We start from the raw sequence: 734 nt of genomic DNA on the forward strand, positions 1-734 counted from the left end.
ATCACCGGCGGCGGGCGGGGCATCGGCCTCTGCGCGGCGGAGGCGCTGGCGGAAGCGGGCGCGAAGGTGATCCTCTCCGACATCAGCGAGGAGCTGCTCGCCTCCGGCCTCGCCGAGCTGCGCGCCAGAGGCCACGACGCCGACACCGTGCTCCTCGACGTCACCGATCCGAAGGCGACCGCCGAGGTCGCGCGGCTTGCCAACGAGCGCCACGGCGCCGTCGACATTCTCGTCGCCAATGCCGGCATCGCCTGGCCCGACACCGGCGGCGAGGACATGGCCGACGAGGTCTGGCTCAAGGTCGTCGATGTCGACCTCAACGGCTGCTACTGGTCGTGCCGCGAATTCGGCCGCGCCATGCTGTCGCGCGGGCGCGGGTCGATCGTCACCGTCGGCTCCATGTCCGGCCTGATCTCCAACAAGCCGCAGCGCCAGGTGCACTACAACGCCGCCAAGGCCGGCGTCCACCACATGACCCGCAGCCTCGCCGGCGAATGGGCGGCGCGCGGCGTGCGCGTCAACTGCGTCGCCCCCACCTATGTCGACACCGTCATGTCGCGCGGCGGCTTCACCAACGACCAGCTGATGCCGACATGGATGGAGATGACGCCGATGAAGCGCGTCGCCCGCCCCGACGAGATCGCCTCCGCCATCCTATTCCTCGCCTCCGACGCCGCAAGCGCCATGACGGGCTCCGTCGTCACGGTGGATTGCGGATATACGATCTGGTAGCG

The 734-nt window shown here is 69.9% G+C and carries 1 protein-coding gene; it reads left to right on the forward strand.

The window, feature by feature from the left end; genetic code table 11:
* Window positions 1–732 (forward strand): SDR family NAD(P)-dependent oxidoreductase (locus ACEVQ6_RS23665; RefSeq protein ID WP_374891493.1); only part of this gene is annotated, 732 nt, incomplete at its 5' end.
* Window positions 733–734 lie beyond the last annotated feature (2 nt).

This window comes from Ensifer soli, assembly GCF_041928815.1.
Lineage (GTDB): Bacteria > Pseudomonadota > Alphaproteobacteria > Rhizobiales > Rhizobiaceae > JBHFEI01.